General features: G+C 42.9%; 14 protein-coding genes. 7 read left to right on the top strand and 7 right to left on the bottom strand.

Annotation, left to right across the window (positions count from 1 at the left end; genetic code table 11):
* Positions 1 to 30 precede the first annotated feature (30 nt).
* The 3 genes from MKX41_RS28860 to MKX41_RS28850 form a co-directional block, all read right to left on the bottom strand.
* Positions 31 to 579, bottom strand: coding sequence for a GNAT family N-acetyltransferase (locus MKX41_RS28860; RefSeq protein WP_042185038.1), 549 nt, complete (start codon positions 577 to 579; stop codon positions 31 to 33).
* A 90-nt stretch (positions 580 to 669) separates the two neighbouring features.
* Entirely contained in the window at positions 670 to 1,644 is a 975-nt protein-coding gene (locus tag MKX41_RS28855; protein ID WP_339268890.1) for a phosphotransferase enzyme family protein, read from the bottom strand.
* Between the two features lie 180 nt (positions 1,645 to 1,824).
* Positions 1,825 to 3,876 carry a beta-galactosidase gene (locus MKX41_RS28850; protein ID WP_340974206.1) on the bottom strand — a complete coding sequence of 684 codons (2,052 nt, stop codon included), beginning with the start codon at positions 3,874 to 3,876 and terminating at the stop codon, positions 1,825 to 1,827.
* Between the two features lie 170 nt (positions 3,877 to 4,046).
* Here MKX41_RS28850 and MKX41_RS28845 point away from each other — a divergent pair, with 170 nt between their 5' ends.
* Complete coding sequence (locus tag MKX41_RS28845) at positions 4,047 to 4,880, top strand: helix-turn-helix transcriptional regulator (protein WP_340974205.1); 834 nt, start codon at positions 4,047 to 4,049, stop codon at positions 4,878 to 4,880.
* A gap of 70 nt (positions 4,881 to 4,950) precedes the next feature.
* On the opposite strand, the gene MKX41_RS28840 is transcribed toward MKX41_RS28845, so the two are convergent.
* Entirely contained in the window at positions 4,951 to 5,916 is a 966-nt protein-coding gene (locus MKX41_RS28840) for an alpha/beta fold hydrolase (RefSeq protein ID WP_340975123.1), read from the bottom strand.
* 227 nt (positions 5,917 to 6,143) lie between these two features.
* Positions 6,144 to 8,696 carry a beta-mannosidase gene (locus MKX41_RS28835; RefSeq protein ID WP_340974203.1) on the bottom strand — a complete coding sequence of 851 codons (2,553 nt, stop codon included), beginning with the start codon at positions 8,694 to 8,696 and terminating at the stop codon, positions 6,144 to 6,146.
* 320 nt (positions 8,697 to 9,016) lie between these two features.
* On the opposite strand from MKX41_RS28835, the gene MKX41_RS28830 reads away from it, so the two are divergent.
* The 6 genes from MKX41_RS28830 (at position 9,017) to MKX41_RS28805 (ending at position 16,341) form a co-directional block, all read left to right on the top strand.
* Complete coding sequence (locus MKX41_RS28830) at positions 9,017 to 10,369, top strand: ABC transporter substrate-binding protein (protein WP_340974202.1); 1,353 nt, start codon at positions 9,017 to 9,019, stop codon at positions 10,367 to 10,369.
* 107 nt (positions 10,370 to 10,476) lie between these two features.
* The gene (locus tag MKX41_RS28825; protein ID WP_042185025.1) at positions 10,477 to 11,370 is read left to right on the top strand and encodes a carbohydrate ABC transporter permease; all 894 of its coding nucleotides are present in this window, start codon (positions 10,477 to 10,479) and stop codon (positions 11,368 to 11,370) included.
* 2 nt (positions 11,371 to 11,372) lie between these two features.
* Positions 11,373 to 12,206, top strand: coding sequence for a carbohydrate ABC transporter permease (locus tag MKX41_RS28820; RefSeq protein ID WP_042185023.1), 834 nt, complete (start codon positions 11,373 to 11,375; stop codon positions 12,204 to 12,206).
* 30 nt (positions 12,207 to 12,236) lie between these two features.
* Positions 12,237 to 14,090 carry a sensor histidine kinase gene (locus tag MKX41_RS28815; RefSeq protein WP_340974201.1) on the top strand — a complete coding sequence of 618 codons (1,854 nt, stop codon included), beginning with the start codon at positions 12,237 to 12,239 and terminating at the stop codon, positions 14,088 to 14,090.
* Positions 14,091 to 15,590 (top strand): response regulator transcription factor, encoded by a 1,500-nt coding sequence (locus tag MKX41_RS28810; protein WP_340974200.1) that lies wholly within the window; start codon positions 14,091 to 14,093, stop codon positions 15,588 to 15,590.
* Positions 15,562 to 16,341: a spermidine synthase gene (locus MKX41_RS28805; protein ID WP_445671331.1), complete on the top strand. Its 780-nt coding sequence runs from the start codon at positions 15,562 to 15,564 to the stop codon at positions 16,339 to 16,341. Before MKX41_RS28810 ends, MKX41_RS28805 begins: the two co-directional genes overlap by 29 nt.
* Positions 16,342 to 16,424: 83 nt before the next feature.
* Here MKX41_RS28805 and MKX41_RS28800 read toward each other — a convergent pair whose 3' ends face one another.
* Positions 16,425 to 17,312: a sugar phosphate isomerase/epimerase family protein gene (locus MKX41_RS28800; RefSeq protein ID WP_340974197.1), complete on the bottom strand. Its 888-nt coding sequence runs from the start codon at positions 17,310 to 17,312 to the stop codon at positions 16,425 to 16,427.
* Positions 17,313 to 17,350: 38 nt separating this feature from the next.
* The gene (locus tag MKX41_RS28795) at positions 17,351 to 18,379 is read right to left on the bottom strand and encodes a LacI family DNA-binding transcriptional regulator (protein WP_339245006.1); all 1,029 of its coding nucleotides are present in this window, start codon (positions 18,377 to 18,379) and stop codon (positions 17,351 to 17,353) included.
* Positions 18,380 to 18,429 lie beyond the last annotated feature (50 nt).

Raw genomic sequence — 18,429 nt, 5'->3', positions numbered from 1 at the left:
GAGACCTATATAACCTCTGGGATTAAATAATCAATCTGTTATTAATTTTGAATACATATTGAGATCTATAAACTTTCCGTTTACTCTTTCATACCTTCTTAAGGTTCCCTCAAACATAAAGTTCAGCTTTTGCAAGACTTTTACTGAATTCACGTTTTCGGGTTCCACTTTTCCTTCGATTCGATTCAGCTTCAAAGTTGAGAATGCGTAATCTAACAAAGCACTTATAGCTTCTGAAGCATAGCCTCTTCCCCAAAATGCTCTAGCAATGTCATATCCAATCTCCGCTTTCTCATTTTCAAAGTCTAAGGAATTAAAACCACAAGAACCTATGATTTCATTGGATTCCATTTCAATGATAGAGAAACGAATAGCTTTGTTATCTAGAGAAAATTCATCAAGAAGTTTTATCATATCTTTTGCCTGATTTTCATCAGTAAAACTATCAATATTCATGAACTTGGTAACCTCTGGATCAGACCAAATTTTAAACAAACTTGGCGAATCCGATACCTTCATTTTTCTTAAATGTAATCGTTCTGTGTGCAACTCTGTAGTTAACATTATTTTTACCTCCATTAAATTTTAATAGTTGGTTTAAAAATAATGATCTCTGCGCATAGTTCAGTCCCTTCATTTTTCATTCCCCATTAGAATATCACACCATCGTTAAAACGAATAATATACCTCTTTTCCCTCAAGAAAATCCCGACATAACGTGCTGCATATTTTGGAGGCGTGCTCTTTTATCCAACCGTTCCTCTCAGAGTCATGAATAAAAAATACGTAACTAATAAAAATATCCATAAATATTTGTCCTTCAATGTACCGAATCTCATCAAGCGAAAAGCTTGATTTAGAAGCATAACCCTCCAAAAGCATTTTGCGCAGCTCACTTTTCAACATGGAAGATGCAGAGCCCAAATCAAACAGGTAGTAACCATAACCAAATAAACAATAATCTATTAAGATAGGATTTTGTTCTGACACAAGGACATTGCCCAGTTGAAAATCAGCATGAATGAATCCCCATGAGTTGTCCCTAGCGTCTAGCTCTGCTAATTGTTCTTTTACTACGAGTAGAACGCTACTAATAACTTCGTAATCCTCCTGAATAAGGGCTCCATTGTCTGTTCCCTTTCCAAGTTCTATTAAAGTTTCATCAATCTTTGTGACATTGTATACAGGTCTATGTAACTCCAAGGGCATTAGCGTTCGTGAGAATTCATGTAAACTAGCAAGATTTCTACCTAATCTATAAACAATCTGTTCAATGTTATCTTCATCTTGGGTTAGCGTCGAGCCTTCGATCCATTCTAAAAGAGTGGCCAAACTAGTACCAAATTGCTCCGAACTATATTCAGTAACCAGTTCCCCTTTTTGATTTAGAACAGGTCTTTGAACTTTTAATATGTTCTTCTGATCGATTTCTCGCAGAAAAAACATTTCTGCCTGTAATCCATCTCGGGTATGTTGTAAGCCTGAGAACCCTTCAGATATTGGTTTATGTATACGTAACAAATAATTCTTGTTATCCGTTTTGTCGGTCACTTTAAATGTAATATTCTCATTATGTCTAATGAATTCAATGATGGGATCGATGAACGAATACTGCAGCAATACTTTCTCAGCTTCAATGATCATAAGACTTCCCTCCTTCAAATCTAGAATATTCTTTATATTGTACCTGTTGCTCGTTGTATTTTGTTGGAATTAATAACTATATTTAAAAAGTATCCTTTTGAATATCTTCTATAAAAAAATAGAGTTACATATTAGTTCTCTAATACGCAACTCCATTAATATCATTATTTATTCATAGCGTTAATATAATATCAATACACCAAAGCCTTCCATAGTAACCTCACCCGATAACGTTGTCCCGCTCAGTAAATCCATTTTGGTCTCATGAAGATGGATCGCGACAGGAGCTTCACTATAATTAAGCAAAAAAGTATAACTGGAAGAAGTCCCGTTACGAACTTGCAGCTCTACATCTTCAGGGAGCACCAGCCAATCTACTGGCGACTGCAGGCTGACTTGATCTATGATTATGGATGCTGCTTGTTCATTAAAGACTGCTCCGTAATACCAAACCTCGCCTTTGCCGCGACGATTTCTTGTAACCGCCGGTTTTCCCGCATAATAGTCCGAGGCATAGACCGCCATGACTTCGACCGAATCATCCTCAATCCGGAGAATATCATTAAAATCATCTGCTCCAGTAACCCCTTCGGCCGCACCTGACCAGCTAATCGTCGTTGGCTGACGACTACCTTTAACCATTGTGAATTCTTCGACTGTGATCCCGCATAGATCTCTAGCAGCACCTGGGAAAGGACGCATATAGCATTGGCCGCGTTCATCCTTATAGCCGGTTCTGCATCCGAAGATCAGTTTTCCACCTTGCTGAACGTATTCATCCAGAAGCGACGCTGTCTCATCTGTCATAATTGCCGGGTGAGGATAGATAAGCACATCGTACCGTGCGAGCTCTTCCAGCGTCGTCTTTTTGCGTAAATAGAGTACGTCATTCGGGATATGCTTCCGCTGGAGTGCCTTGTACCACTCCTTATTGCTCTTCCACATAAATGGACCATGCCACACATCATACTCTCCATCCCACTCATTAGCATAATCACGAACAATAGCAACGTTAGCCTGATTACGGGTGCCGATAAGTGCTTGCCCTGCCCCCGCCAGCTCTTGACCAATCTGTCCCGCTTCCCGTACTCTTCGGTTCGGCTGGTTATGGTAGTCGTTAATGCCATGCCAATAAATTTCATTGCCCATCGTGGCTGTCCGCCAGCGGAAATACAGCACCATATCTGCGCCATGAGCGATCGATTGATAGGTCCATAACCGCATCTGTCCCGGCTTCGGAGATGGCATATCCATCCGGTTCACCCAGCCACCCGGTCCCGACTGCTGCTCCATAATACAGAAATTAGGGGAAATAGAACGGACAACAGATAATGAAAGTCCCCAGCCTCTGTCATTCAGCGGATTCCGCTCATTCGGATCATAAAAAATAGTCGAGAACTGCGGATAGGAATCATAGCTGAAGAAATCCAGTAATTCATCCGTCAATTCATGGCTGTCGAGATGCCCGAACAGACCGTTCGTTGTTACCCACTGCTTAGGGGCAAGTTTACGGATGATGTCCGCTTGGTTTTCGGCAAAAGAAATCGTATTATCCGATATAAACCGCTTTTCATCCAAAGCCTGATGGGGATTGGGCTGCTTGGGTGACGGGGTAGGACGCGGAAGATACACTTGAGACCAATCACTATAACTCTGATTCCAAAAAACAGCCCCCCAAGCCTCGTTTAGCCGCTCAAGCGTGACATATTTCTGCTGCAGCCATTCCCGGAAAGCCTTATGGTCACTCTCTGAATAAAATTCACTGATCTCGCAGTTGAGCTCATTATCAATTTGCCAACCGACCACACCTGGATGATTGCCATAATGTTCAGCCATCTGTTCCGTAATCCTAGCACACAGCTCACGGTATTTTGGGCTACTGTAATTATAATGACGGCGCATGCCATGCTGAAGGGTAACACCTTCATACGTCACGTTTAATACTTCTGGATACTTATGGGTCAGCCAAGCTGGAGGTGTTGCCGTCGGCGTACCGAGCACAACCTGAAGACCATGTTTATGAGCTAAATCAATCGCCCGATCAAAGAGCCCGAACTGAAATTCACCCTGGACTGGTTCAAAAATAGACCAAGCAAACTCCCCGATCCGAATGATTGTAAAGCCTAGTTCTCGCATCCGGCGATAATCGTCCTCCCACATACTTTCCGGCCAGTGTTCCGGATAATAACAGACGCCAAGCTCGAATTTTTCTGTTGCGACAGGTTTCTTCATGATTACCTCCAAAGTATTAAAAATATGCTTTCAGTATTTCATAATTCTATTGTAGTATCAGTATTAATAAGGCTTATATAACAAAATATTGCGATCATATAACTATCTTGCGTTAATTACCTTAATCCAACTAGCGCTCTGATGCGCGACAGAAATGAGTGCCATATAACATGAAGAAACAATGGTATTTGCCGACGCCAGCTTTTTCAAAATATGTCTGTTATCCTGAATTTTTGGGACATTACAGTCACTTCCCACAGCATACCGAGAGAAGAAGTGAAGGATTCCTGGGAAGCTATAACCTGCATTTAATCTTTGGTGGGGAGGGTTATGTCTTCCATGAGGGCGAACGTATTCCGATGAGCAGAGGACGAGGGTTTCTTTACCCTAAAGGGGCCTACCAGCAGTACGGCTCTGATCCCGGAGAGCCTTGGGATGTTCGTTGGGTTCATTTTAGCACTCAAATTGTACTCCCCTTATTAGAAGAAGTGGACCAGTCTAGTGCATACCTGTTCACTTTTGATTTGGACGCTAAGCTGGACGAGCTATTCGAGGAAATGTACTTGCTGAGCGCTTCCTATGTAACACGTAGTGAGCCAAGGCTATCCGCGCTTCTGTATGAGTTTCTAGTGAAATTGCTACAGAATTCCGAACCGCTTCACGGCTCAGTACCGCACGAGGTCAGGCAGTCTATCCGCAGTGCCGCAGATATCATTCATGTCGAATGTGCCCGTCCTTGGTCACTGGAGTCGATGGCAAGACTAACCGGGTATAGCAGCTATCATTTTCTACGGCTGTTCCGAATGGTTATGGGCAAAACACCAAACCGTTATTTAACGGATTGTCGACTGGCCAGAGCCAAGCTTCTACTGGTTTCTACTGGACTCTCCATTGCTCAGGTTGCGACTCAGTCCGGTTTTGCCCAGTCCAGCTATTTCATTAAAGTGTTCAGAACGTTCGAGGGGATGTCCCCCGTAAAGTACCGTCAGGCTTTTGGATCATAATTCCTTAAACGAGAAAAAACCGAACGACAATCAGAGAAAACCCTGAAGTTCGTTCGGCTCAAACAGTCATTTACTTAGCTTCTTCCATAAATACTCTGAAGTTTTCTACGATCTCTTTTGCTTTAGTACGATATAAATAATGTCCTTCTTCAAATGTCAGCACTTTTCCATGTACAGAGTCTTTTACTTGCTTTTCATGCTCTGGTATCCATCTATCCGTTGCTGGTTGATTCGCTTGTATAAAGAAAATAAGAGGAAGATTTTTAGGAAATGTTAAGCTTTCAGCTGATTTAAAATTAGAATACATCAATCCAGCTTCATTTAATTGGGTGGGATTAAATATGTTTTTGCGATTGATCAGTCTCATTTGTTCTTTTGTTTTATCATCAAATGGTAGTTCAGCAATTGGGTCAGCACTAAATTTCATTTGCAATCTGATTAGACCTGATTTTTTGAGCAGATTTATAGTTCTTAATTCCGAAGCTTCGATCTTCCTCTCGCTTATCGATGGAACACTACTATCAAGCCCGACAAATGCACTCACTTCATTTTCATACTTGTTAACATAATCTAGTCCATATATGCCTGAAATAGAGTGGCCCATTAGAATATAACGGTCAATATTAAGAGCCTGTAAAGCTTCATGAATTTCACTTACAATATTCTCTGTGCTGCGCTCCTTTTTGGTCAGATCACTTAATCCATACCCAAAAGGCTCAATCATGACAACTTTGTAAAACGGCGACAGTTCATCTATTAATGCTTTAAAATCAAGAGCTGGCGCTGCTGTGCCATAACCCGGTAGTAGCACGACTGTTTCTTCACCTTTTCCTTGAATATAAACATTCATGTTTTTCCCATCTACGGGTACTAACTGACCATAGGGTTCTATTTTATTTTGTTCCGATTTATTGCTGATCAAATTAACTGTATAGACAATAGCGAGAAAAAGCACGATTGCGATGATTATTGCTCCTACTACTTTAAGTAGTATGTTTAGTATTTTACTTGTTCTCGTGCCCGCCTTCATTTTCATTCTTTCTTTTATTTCCACTCGTATCTTCTCCTGTCATCAGCTGTGTTTTGGACTACCATAACTAACTGCTAAGCTAAGATTAACTAATGAAGATGTACTCTCTATGACGTTAACATGAACGGAGTATGAATAGGAAAAACAACATTTAAACCAGCACACAAAAAAACAAACCAAGAGCCGAGCTCATGGCTTGTTTCCTTTTGAAATAAATTATCTCTCCTTAAGATTTACAGTAAATCTTCGCTCACAAAATCAACCATCGATTGAACCTTCAATCCCTTAGGAGCGCCTGGAATCCAGTCCCTTCCATCGTTCCCGCGTTCCGAGAACGTTATCGTCTTGGGCTGCCCTGGGAGAAGATCAAAGTAATTGTCAGAGAATATTCCTTCATCTTCTGAGGTCAGGTATACGCCTCTAGCTAATACATCGCTTGTCACAGTGAAGCTTAGACCTCCGCTATCTGGAGTTTCCATTATGTTAATTACTGAACGCTGCAACCGAATTTCTTTTTCCGGGATAAAATAGTGCACTTTACGATCTATCATCTCGCCATTAGCCTGCAAGCTGATCTCAAGCAATACATCGTTCGATCCATGACCTTCTAATAGTTCCGCCACTGGAGACGAGAATACGATAGCCGCTGAATCGGCTCCCAGCTCAACGGGATGTGTCCACTCTCGCAGTACCGAACCGTTAAACTGATACAATTTAAGCCCCAAATCAGCGGTGACTGCTGTTCTTAAATCAGATACGACATGAACGTCAATCCGCTCGTGGTCGGTACCGTCAATAGACAACAGAACATCTTGAAAGCTTGAGCGCACGGTATATTGCAATGCTTTCCAGCGTCCGTTGTAATCCATCCCCGCCCAAGAGGCGACCGGCCAGCAATCATTCATCTGCCAGTATAAAGTGCCCATACAGTAAGGTTTATTTCTTCTGTGACTTTCAATCGCGATTCGAATCGCTTCGGCCTGCAGAATTTGACTCATATGCAGAAATGCTTTAAAATCCTTCGGCTGCGGCAGATACATATCCATATATTCCCTGATCAACAGATTTCCGCGTCCATTCTTCTGATGAGCCAGCATCACCTCTGAGGTAAGCTCCAAATCCTGCTCTTCAGCATAGCTCATTACGGTCTTTAGTTCCGGGAACGACTGGAATCCGTATTCACTCATAAAGCGGCCAACCTTGGTATTATAATTCTCAAAAGGCTCAATCCCGTGCCACACGCCCCAGTAATGCACATCCCCATCGCCCACAATCCGCGTCGCATGTTGATTCATATCTCCAGTAAAATTCCGCATTGGCGAAGACGGCCAATAGTCTACACCTGGATGGAACGCGGCTACAGCCTCCGGCAGAATCCGGTGGAATATTTCTTCATAATCAGCCCACATTGTAGCTCTTTGCTCCGCGCTGAGTTTTTCTTTCCAGCCCCAGCCCATATTTTCCTCGAACTGTGACCAAGCCGAATCAATCTCGTTATTGCCACACCATAGGGCGATGCAGGGATGATTGCGCAATCTTTTGACGTTATACTCAGCTTCTTTCTTCACATTCGCAAGAAACGCTTCATCCCCCGGATACATGCTGCAAGCGAACATGAAGTCCTGCCAGACCAACAGCCCGTATTCATCACAGAGCTTGTAAAATATCTCCTCTTCATAAAAACCGCCGCCCCACACTCGCAGCATATTCATGTTTGATTCTGCGGCCGTGGCAATTTCATGCCGATACCGCTCCTCAGTTACTTCTGTGATGAAGCTATCATTCGGAATATGATTGGCACCTTTGGCGAAGACCGACACACCATTCAGTACAAAAGAAAATGAAGTCCCTTTCGCATCACGCTCCCGAATCAATTGAATGCTGCGGAGACCGGTTCTTACACTTTTGCTAACTTCAACTTCCTTACCTTTCACCAAATCCGCTTGGAATGTATATAAATGTGGCTCGCCCAGCCCTCTACACCACCAGAGCTGCGGCTGATCTACCACGATATCCATCTCTATTTGTTGCTTGCCACTCTTCAAGGAAACCGCTTGCATCGACTCTAAACCATCAGCACTCATTCGCAGCATTCCCTCCCATGCCGCAGGAGCATCTACTTCAATAATTGCGGTTAATTGAGCCTCTTCCTTTGTGATCACATTTTGGCGGATATAGAGATCTATGATTTGAACTGAATCACGTCCCTTAAGGGCCGCTTTACGCCATATTCCACTAGTCAAGAAACGCGGACCCCAATCCCAGCCGTAATGATAAGGTGCTTTGCGGGCAAAAACACTAATCCGCTGTTCCTCTAGTTCCCCAAGCTCGGATTCATCATTCGGTGCAGGTAACGCATACCCCAGCCTCTCTAGCTTAGGTAGATCCTCTTTAACTACAGAGCGGAATCTCACTAGTATATGGTTTTCACCAATCTTCAACTGATCTTTAACATCCACTCTCCACGCCAAAAACATATTGTCTGCAGCGAGCACATGTACATTATTCACATACACGTCTGCATATGTATCAAGACCTTCAAAAATCAGTTCTGTGCAAGTAAGCTCCAACCACTCTTCACCAAGCTGCAAAGTGGTTTGATATTCCCAATCCTTCTTATCAATCCACTGTAGGTTATGTTCATTTGTTCCATAGAAGGGATCTTCAATCTTTCCGTTCTTCAGTAAATCCGTGTGGACCGTGCCTGGCACAGTAGCCGGAAGCCACTCCTCGTCACCACAGCTTCTAAATTCCCACTTCGCAAGATTCATCTCTAGATGTTTCATAATATCCTCCTAATTGCTAAAAGTTTTGTAGAGCATATGCTTCTCCAAGTGACTTCGTACAAAACTCACTTCGAAAGCGTCTGCTTAAGTTTTGTAAGCCTATTCATCTTTCAAAATAACATACCTCTTCTAGCATTTCATTGAATCCACTTGTTATTCTTGGTATTTTGTTATCCATTCGTTAGGTATACACTAATTATAATCGTTCAAACAAAACAAATAAAGACAATAAATAATAATACAATACATTTCTAAACGCTTTATTTAAAGCTATAATGTTCATGTAAACGCTAACAAAATAATGAAAAGGGGATTAAGTTATGAGAAATAAGTTATTTTCGTTATCTTTTGTTATGGTTATGATTTTATCATCAACGCTTGCTGGCTGCGGCTCGAACAATGGCAACAGCACCAATAACGGGGCTTCTGCAACCGATAAGCCCGCAGCGACTAACACAGAGACTACCGGCGGTGACACGACAAGCAACGCAACAGCCGAACCTGCAGCAGGAGCTGACATTAGCGGCAAAATCACCTTCCTGACTAACAGAACAGACATGATTGGCAAAGAATACGATGAATATTTAAAGCGCTTTAATGAAAAATACCCGAACGTTAAAGTCGAATTCGAGGCTTCCCAGACCGACTATAATCAACAGGCTAAAGTCAGAATGGCCAGCGGCGAGCTTCCTGACGTTATGTTCATTCCTACCATTCCTAACTCCGACCTACCGAAATACTTCGCTTCACTGGATGATCTCGGCCTGAACGATCAAATCACCTTTAAAGACTTCAAATCCTTTGATGGCAAGCTGTACGGAATTACCACAGGGAACTCTACATCCGGGATTGTTTATAACAAAAAAGCATTTACGGATGCTGGCATCACAGAAACCCCTAAGACTTGGGATGAATTCCTGGCTGCCTGCGAAAAGCTGAAAGCAAAAGGTGTCATTCCACTGTCCTCTAACTTCAAAGATAAATGGCCACTGGGTACATGGGCTTATGATACTCCGCGCCTAATTGCAGGCAACCCCGACTTCCCTAATGAGAAGCTGAACTCTGAAACACCATTTACCATAGACAACGGCTATGGTAAAGCCTTTAGCCTGCTCAAGGAGCTCAACGAAAAAGGGTATCTGGAAAAAGACATCAACTCCACCAACTGGGAGCAATCGAAAAAAGACATCGCTTCTGGTAAGTTCGCCATGTACTATCTCGGCAACTGGGTCATTAACCAAGTTATTGGAGTAGGAGCTCCTTCAGACGATGTTGGCTTCTTCCCGTTCCCTTATGACAATTCAGGTAAACCATCCGCTACTCTTAGCCCTGACTTCTTCTATGCTGTTGCTAAAAACAGCAAAAATTTAGAAGCTGCCAAAGCTTTCGTAAAATGGATGATTGAGGATTCCGGCTATGAGGACTTCGCGGGCTTTATCTCCCCACTAAAAGGAAAAGAATCTAATCTGGCTCAGCTAAAAGAATTCCAAGCTACCGGAGTAGAGTTAGTAGAAGGAACTGTTGACGATGCGAAGGTTACAGAAATCGGCAACAAGGCACAATTAGATCTCCCTGCTGTTGTACAGGAATTTGTGCTTGCCAAAGATCCGCAAACTGTATTAGACAAATGGAATAAAGCCTGGGCTAAAGCTAAGAAAGATCTCGGCTATTAATACAAACTTTTGACCAGAAGTACAACACGGTGCAAAATGGATTATCGCCCTTACGGATAGTCCATTTTGCCTTTCCATACCAAGCTTTTATGAAAGAAGGGCTAGCGATGTTCGGAACACTTTCCTATAACAAACAAAAAATGATAATCATCGTATCATTCCTTACGATCCCATTGTTGCTCCTTGCGACATTCACGTATTATCCAGCGCTTAAGCTGATCTATTACAGTTTCACCAATTGGGATGGCTATAGCCCTGAGAAACCATGGGTCGGACTTGCTAATTACCGCGAGGTCTTCTCTAATCCTGATATTTTCAAAGTATTTACACATAACTTTGCTTACTTCGCTATGGGAATTGTTCAGAACATAGTCGCCATTTATTTTGCGGTTGTTCTGAATAGTAAGCTCAAAGGGAAAAACGCATTCCGAATCTTACTTTTCCTTCCTTACATCATGAACGGAGTTGCTGTTGCTTTTATGTTTGGTTATGTCTTTGATACTACTAACGGATCTCTGAATATGTTCCTGAATAGCATCGGTCTAACCGGACTAGGACAGACCAGCTGGCTTGGAACAGAGGGACTGGTCAACTATTCTCTGGCATCCACAGGATTTTGGCGTTTCATGGGTTATAACATGGTCATCTACATCGCCTCCTTGCAGGCCATACCAAACGATATCTATGAGGCTTCAAAGATTGATGGTGCTGGACCTTTCCAAACCCTTTGGAGAATTACTTTACCGAATATGAAGCCAGTCATTCAGCTTAACTTATTTCTTACCGTCACAGGAGCACTGGAAGTCTTTGATCTCCCATTCGTATTGACCAAGGGTGGTCCTGCAGGCGCCAGCGAAACTTACGTACAGAAAGTTGTAGACACTGCATTTGCTTACAACAACTATGGTCTCGCTTCTGCCATGAGTATTATCTTGCTCTTCTTTGTCGTCATCGTACTATTAGTACAGCAACTAGTTCTTAGCCGGGGAGGAGACAAATAGACATGACAAACTCCAAATTCCGCTTTACAGATGTTATTAAATACTTCTCGCTAATCATCGGCGTATTTGTCGTGCTTTTCCCTCCTTATGTAGTTATCGTAAATGCCTTCAAATCGACTGATGAATTTAACAGTAGTAGCTCCATGGCACTGCCAAAAAGCTTTTTTAATTTCGATAATTTCATTGCGGTGTTCCAACGTGGAGGTTTACTTAACGGATTTGGTAACGTATTAATTATTATAGCTATTACTTTAATTCTGAACATTCTATTTGGAACTATGGTAGCATTTGTACTGGGACGCTTCTCTTTTAAATTAAAACCTGTTGTCTTTGGTGCTTATCTAATAGCTACTATCATTCCTAGCATCACGACGCAAGTAGCCACTTTTGGTATCATCAAAAGCATGGGGCTTTATAATACACTCGGCGCCCCTATCGTGCTATATATCGGAGCAGATGTGATTCAAATTATTCTTTATTTGCAATTTATCCGGAACATTCCCGTGGATCTAGATGAGAACGCGATGGTAGAAGGTGCTTCTCTTTTTAAAATCTATCGCTCGATTATTTTTCCATTATTGACGCCAGCTACGGCTACTTTGATTATCTTGAAGACGATTAGTATCTATAATGACATGTACATCCCTTATCTATATATGCCAAAACAAAGCCTGGGCGTAGTTACGACGATCCTGATGCGTTTTCAAGGGGTCAATTCGGGCGAATGGAATTTGATCTGTGCGGCCATTCTGCTTATCCTGCTCCCCACAATAATTCTATATTTCTTCCTACAACGTTACATCTTTGAAGGCGTAACCAGCGGCGCAGTTAAATAAGGTAGTTCACTTTAAGAAAGGATAACGCAAATGGTATCATTCATCCGGCTAGCCTTACGAAAAATGTGGTTGTTCCTTGCCAATCTTCCAATGGAGCGAAAACTGATCGTCGTATTTGTCTTTCTGATCTCGCTTCCAATCACTTATGTTAGTTATTTGTCCTCCCGCTCCATGTTCAATTCTGTTCTTGTGAATGCAACGGAAGGCGCGAACCAAATGACATCGAATGCCTCTGATACCATTGACCGTTATGTTGCCGATCTAAAAAGATACACAGCGCTACCGCTGTACAACACCGATGTACAATTCTACCTAACTCAGCAAAATACCGACTGGGATAAAAGTACTGGCATGGCGATGTTCCTGAGCTACTTGAAGCATACGAAGGAAGAGATCATCGCCGTGTACATGGTGGATCAGTACGGTTCTGTTTTTTATGATAGAGTCCCCGGGATCCACGAGCTGTATCCTGAAGAACGACTAGCCGAATGGAAAACCTTAAGTGAAGAAGCTGGGGCCGCTCCTGTCATTCAAGGCAGACATACGATACGTATAAACTCCAATGTCCATAGAGAAGTTTTTAGTGTACTTCGCACCATTAATTCTGTAAGCACGCTAGATAATATAGGAATTCTCGTATTTGATGTAGACATCAACTTGTTTAAGGGGATCATTGATCCCGTAAACGCAGTTACACAAGGCAACACACTAATTGTAGATAATACCGGAGATCTTATCTATGACGGCGAAGACGCCTCAGACTCGATACAAACTGGCGAGGGGCAAAGTCTGAACACGCAGCTTTTGCTGCAGCATGTGAATCAGCAACAGGATCATTTTCAAATAGAAATGAATGGCCAGTCTTATCTTGCAGTGTATACCGTCTCGAAACAGACAGGTTGGACGACTATGGTTACGATTCCTTTGGCCCGGATCCTGTCACCTGTACAGAAGAATCGCAATGCTCTTATATTAACTACACTGATCATTATTGCTTTTGCACTTTGTGTTGCGACGTTCATCTCACATGCGCTGACCAAACCCCTTAAATCTTTAGTCCGTCTAATGAAACGGGTACAGCACGGTAATCTAGATGTCTGGCAGCACTCCAAATATAATGATGAGATTGGAATGCTTGGCAGTCATTTTAATCGAATGATCATAAGGGTCAAGGATCTGCTACAGGAAGTATCCCTCACTGAGAAGCGTAAGCAGAAGGCTGATATGAGGGCACTTCAGAATCAGATCAATCCCCATTTTATTTATAATACGCTGGAGTCTATCCGTATGCTGGCAGAGAGCAATGATGACCCCCGTGTAGCGAAACTCACCTATTTGCTTGGACTTCAGATGCGTTACAGTATTGTCCGAAGCGAAGAAGCCGTTACGATCAGACAAGAGCTGGATCATGTACGAAATTATTATCATCTGCTACAAATCCGGTTTCCAGATAAGTTCAATCTACACATTGATGTGCCTGAGAAATTTCTACATCTTCCTGTAATCAAGCTTGTCTTCCAACCCATTGTGGAGAACGCAGTTTTTCATGGCTTAGATCAAAAAATAGGTCTCGGTACCTTAAGCATCACCGCATGGAGTGAGCATGGAAATGTCGTATTCTGTGTAGAAGATGATGGCATCGGTATGGATGCAGCTACCCTTCATTCTTTAAATAATAGTCTGCAAAATGGGACTGAAAGTGAAATGTTTGGTATTGGCCTACGAAATGTGAATGAGAGAATCCGTCTGCATTACGGCAGCTCATTCGGGCTCCTTGTAGAGAGTAAGCTCGGAGTGGGTACTCGTGTTACGCTGCGCATTGAGGACATTACCTTCACTACTCCTAGTGAAGATGATATGAATTACAGAGAGGAGATGCTCTGATTGCTGCGTATTGCAATTGTTGACGATGAAATCCTGATCCGCGAAGGTCTGGCCCGAATGATCAGCAAAGAAAACACTGAATTTCTGGTCATCGGCACCTACTCCGATGGGAAACATCTACTTGACGAGTTACCTTCACTTCAACTTGATGTTGTGATTACTGATATTCGTATGCCGCAAATTAACGGCTTGGAATTAATTAAACAATTAAAAGGCAGTCACCCACAAATCCGCTCCATTCTAATGAGTGGATTTGTTGAATTTAATTATGCCAGAGAAGCCATACGCAGCTCTGCAGTAGACTATTTATTAAAGCCAATCGATAAGGAGCAATTATTCGAGCTGCTTTATCAATTAGAGGAAGAGCAGCAGTTCTCTCGTGACAAGGAGGTACGTCACCGTTCTGGTCTCTTACTGACCCTTCTTCAAGGCGACGAGCCCCCTTCACCCTTGCTTTTGTCGAGCCTTACTTTGCCCCAGCCTTATTTCTCAGTCTTTGTGTTCAAAGGAAGATCAAGAGAACCCGTCTGTTTTTGTGTAGACAGTCTGCGGCAAGTGATGGCATTTAGTATCGACAGCTTAGAGATTCAAAATGGACTGCATGTCTGTATCCTGTATTCTACAAAGCAACTCTCAGACAGCGATAGGAATGAAATCGGCGACAGAATCCGTATCTCTGCCAATGGTATTATACTGCATGTAGGTACTAGCAGTTCCTATAATGATACCGCCAAGCTTAGACAAGCATATCTAGATGCTAAGTTAGCCTGCAGCGTCGGCATTTATAATCCTGACCGACTGCACTATGCAAATATTCAGAACATTCAGCAGTCTGAGATAAATATCCTTGAGCCTTTTAATGCGATCAAGGAACCATTAATCCATGATCTGCAGATCCTGAATATGGAGGGTGCTTTAGAGCGCGTGCATAACTTATTCTCAGTTCTGAAATCACAACAAGCTATGCCTCATCAAATTCTCCGTGTCTGTCGATGGGTTATTGAATCTGCGCAGAAAGAATTGCAAGAATTTGAGGCCCTCTACAAAGGTGCACCCTATCTTGGGCTGGATGAAAGCATCGCGTCCAGTATGAGCTTCAGTGAAATCGAGCGTAGTTTCACCAACCATTTCTCAAGCATTCTATTTGAGATCAGAGCCCATCGCCTAGAGATGTCCGGTACAGCTGTAGAAACCATAAAGCGCTGGATATCAGCCAACTATAATCAACATGCGGATCTGAACACCTTAGCGAATATGGTTTTTTTGACACCAAGCTATTTAAGTAAGCTGTTCAAACAAGAGACTGGACTTACATTAACGGACTACATCACGGAAATCCGGCTACGCAAAGCCAAGCATCTGCTCAAGAATGCCCCTGACCTAAAGATTCACGAGATTGGAGCAGAAGTTGGATATGGCGATCCTGCCTATTTCAATAAGCTTTTTAAACGTGTAGTCGGCGTTACACCCAATGAATATAAACGAATTTCTATCGTATAAGGAGTTTGATCACTTGCAATCACAGATTCACACGAGCAGCGATAATCATGAAATCACCGTCTATGACACCACAGAACTATACGGTGAACAAGGTGCGTTCCGCGTCATGCAGTTTTCCAATCAGGCCATTCAAGGTGCGCTGGATCTCAATCATCCAGAACGAATTGTGTTTGAATATCCGCGAGCCATCATTCACTTGATGGAATGCAATGCTCCCTCTTTCGAGGATGCCTTTCTTATAGGTCATGGGATTGGAACGATTGCTGGGCATTTTCTAGACAAAAGATTTAAAGTAGCTGAGCTAGACAGCGAAGTAGTCGAATTAAGCCGCCGCTATTTTGGATACATCCAAGATAACGTAGTGATCGGTGACGGACGTCAGATCCTTGAAGGTGAAGAACCACAGAAATATGATTACATCATCTTGGATGCTTTCACCGCCGCGGGCACGCCGAGGCACTTAATCTCCAGTGAATTTTTCAGCATCGTGTATTCAAAACTGAATGCCAAAGGGTATCTCCTAATGAATCTAATGGGAAAAGGTGAAAATGACCCACATATTAACGCGATTCACACCACGCTCGCGGAAGAATTCACCTATATCAAATCCTTTTCACTGCCTTCAGATGGGGCTGCGGATATCAAAAACATCATTATTATAGGTGGATTTAAGCCGATCCACTTTCAAGCTCGCCACATGGCAGGCTTTAAAGAAATCCAGCTTGGGCAAGGATATCTTATTCGGGATTAAAGTTATGCAAATAAAAATGACCTCATCCTCCACTTCACTGTGGGCTTTGAGGTCATTTTTGGGTTGTTACTATTTGATATCCTTTACACCGGATTAGGGACAAAACTGCCACCTCGGCAATACTTCAAATAATTTAGCGCATGTACTTGTCCAGTCATTTCTAGTTCACCCTGGTAGACAGGATCATGCCAGCCTTCAATATCAATAGTTCCCTTATAGCCGGCTTGGCGCAGAATCGAGATGATATCCACCCAGTTCGTATCTCCGAAGCCAGGCGTCCGGTCCCACACATAAGACTTAGGTCCGTGAATTCCGTATTCCTTGACGATATCCCAGGCAATAGTGGCATCCTTGCCATGTACATGGAATACCTTATTCACCCATTTGCGTAGCTGCGGAATCGGATCAATGAGACCTATCAGCTGGTGGCACGGTTCCCATTCCAGACCCAGATTGTCTGCTGGTACAGCATTGAACATTTTCTCCCAGGCTGAAGGATTGTGAGCGATATTCCACTCTCCGGCCTGCCAGTTTCCACCCATAGAGCAATTTTCAAAAGCAATTCTTAAGCCACGATCGGCTGCCCTTTTGGACAATTCACTAAACACCTCTGCAAATCTCGGAATCGACTCGTCAATCGAAGAACCTGGAAGACGTCCAGTGAATCCGCCGATAATATCTGTGCCGAATAAATGCGCATGTTCAATCAGCCGCTCCCAGCTGGCGAGTGTGTCAGCGTTGTCGCCTGTCCCTGAAAGTGGATTGCCATAAATCCCAACAGAAGAGATGACAAAATCATGTTCAGCAGCCAGTTCCTTAAGTCGTGCAGCTGTTTCTACAAGATTGGTTTCACCTGTGGTCTGCCAAAAGTTCAGGTTAAAGGATTCAAAACCATGCTGAACGATTTGCGGAATCACGGTGACCGCCTCCCCGCCACGAACTAGAGTACCTATTCTCAATGTGTCTTGCATTTGGGTTACCACTCCAATGATAGCTTTTATAGTCAGTATTAAACCTTAAGTGTTTTGAGCATCTTGCAAGAGCCTCGCTTGAGCAATACCGCATCGTAGACAATATGCTGATGACCTGACCTTCCAGAAATTAGATCAAACAGAACGCCCACGCTGGATAAAGCCATTTCTGTACCCGGTTGGCTGATCGTATCAAGTGAAGGATGAAAATATTCAGCCATTTCGATCCCGTCAAAGCCAATGATTGAAATATCATCCGGAATAGACAACCCTGCGGTAAGCACCGCTTTGGCAGCACCGATAGCAATCGTGTCGGAGGCTGCAAATATTGCGGTTACTCCCTTATTCCTTTTAAGCAATCTTCGCGCTGCATCAAATCCAGAGCTAGGACTGTATTCACAATCTTCCACAAGCTGTGCATCATAAGGCAGATTATGTTCTTCCAGTGCTTTTTTGTAGCCCAAATAACGCCGGTTGCCTGTCGTTTCATCCAGTAATGGGGACTTGGCTAGAAAACCAATATTCTCATGCCCAAGTGATATCAAGTAATTGGTGGCCTTATAAGCTTCCTTCAATTCATTAATGGTGACACTAGAAAAGATATCAGGGTCCACCTCTTGTGTAGAGGTGATCGTTGTCAGAACAAATGGGACCGTCAGCTGCTTGAATTTCTCTTCGGAATGATTGTAAGTTCCGCCCATGAAGATGATCCCGCATAGATTCTTTTCTTTGGTCAGCTGAATCGCCGCATTAATTTCATCCGTTCCATCCTCTACCTGATGAATGAGGAAAGGGTACCCTCGCAGATTAGCCTGCCGCTCGATTTCTTTGATCATATTAGAGAAGAACGGATTCGTAATCCCCTTAACCATAAGTGCAATGTTCTTAGACTCCGTAGTTTTTAGATTTCTCGCATTGGAATTGGGAATGTAATTGTATTCCTTAACAACATTCAGAACCTTTTCCCGTGTAGCCTTGCTCACCAGCCCCTTATTGTTGATGACCCTGGAAACCGTCGAGATGCCCACACCGGAAATCCGCGCGATATCCTTGATATTTACGTCCACTATACTCCCCCACTTATAAGTAAGGGAGCTATATGCTACTATAGCTCCCT

Origin of the sequence: Paenibacillus sp. FSL R5-0475 (assembly GCF_038004585.1) — a bacterium.
In the GTDB taxonomy this organism is placed as follows: domain Bacteria; phylum Bacillota; class Bacilli; order Paenibacillales; family Paenibacillaceae; genus Paenibacillus_AQ.
The sequence above is the reverse complement of the archived record's forward strand: the minus strand, read 5'-3'. Positions and strand labels throughout refer to the sequence as shown.